Origin of the sequence: Streptomyces sp. NPDC057543, assembly GCF_042801895.1 — a bacterium.
GTDB lineage: Bacteria > Actinomycetota > Actinomycetes > Streptomycetales > Streptomycetaceae > Streptomyces.
Window position 1 is genome coordinate 1 of record NZ_JBHVFF010000608.1, and the last position, 1,096, is coordinate 1,096.

At 71.3% G+C, this 1,096-nt stretch carries 1 protein-coding gene; it reads left to right on the forward strand.

Annotated features, from left to right (window positions below; translation table 11 throughout):
* Window positions 1-55 precede the first annotated feature (55 nt).
* A complete protein-coding gene (locus ACFU8Q_RS41635) occupies window positions 56-895 on the forward strand; it encodes an SDR family NAD(P)-dependent oxidoreductase (RefSeq protein WP_384465479.1) in 840 nt (279 codons plus the stop codon).
* The last annotated feature ends 201 nt before the right edge of the window (window positions 896-1,096 follow it).

Consider the following 1,096-nt stretch of genomic DNA (forward strand, 5'->3'; position numbering starts at 1 on the left):
GGACCGGACCCGCCGAACCCTTCTCCGTACCTCTCCGCCAGGAGGAACCCCCGCCATGACCGCAGCTGTCCCGCCCCGCGGAACCGACCGCTTCGACCTGACCGGCCGCACCGCGGTCGTGACCGGAGCCGCCCGTGGCCTCGGCCGGTCCTTCGCCGTCGGGCTCGCCGAGGCGGGCGCCGATCTGGTCCTCGTCGACCTGCCCGGTGCCGAGGGCGTCGCCGAGACCGCCGCGGCGGTCTCGGCACTCGGTCGCAGGTGCTGGACGTACGGACAGGATCTCGCGGACGTCGACGCGCTGCCCGGCTTCGTCGACGCCGTACGCGCCGAGGCCGGACCGCTGCACATCCTGGTCAACAACGCGGGAACGGCGGCGCTGGAACGCTTCAACGAGATCACCCCGGCGAGCTGGTCGCACATCATGCGGGTCAACGTCGACGCCGTCTTCTTCCTCAGCCAGCGCGTCGCCGAGCACATGACGGCCGACTCCGTCGCCGGCCGCATCATCACCATCACCTCGAAGAACGCCCTGGTGGCGGAGGCGGGCCTGGCCCACTACAACGCCTCCAAGGCCGCTGCGCAACTACTCACCGAGACCCTGGCGGTCGAACTCGCCCCGTACGGCATCACCGCCAACACCCTCGCCCCCGGCATGGTCGAGACGCCCATCGACGGCGAATTCCCCTTCGACCGGGAGGCCTTCGAATCCGCGTACCGAGAGCGCATCCCGCTCGGCCGGTACGCGCAGCCCGACGAATGCGTGGGCGCACTGCTGCTGCTCGCCTCGGACGCCGGGGCGTACCTCACCGGGGCGCGCATCGTCGTCGACGGGGGAGTGCTGGCCGACCAGATGCCGCGGATGCGCTTCATGCCGCCGTACCGCAACACGATCTGACCGCGACCGACCGGCAGTCGGTCCTCATCGAGCACGCATCGACACCGCGAGGAGTACCTCCGCATGTCCGTCAATGCACCGTCCCCGGCCCCGTCCTCCGCCTCGTCCTCTGTCTCGTCCCGTCGTGCTCTGTTGCGGGCTTCGGGGCTGGCCGGTCTCGTGATGGCCGGTTCGGCCGTGGCCACCGGCTCGGCGCAGGCC

Excerpts from the sequence above, each read along its gene's own strand:
- ACFU8Q_RS41635 (WP_384465479.1), top strand. The coding sequence starts at position 56 with ATGACCGCAGCTGTCCCGCCCCGCGGAACCGACCGCTTCGACCTGACC.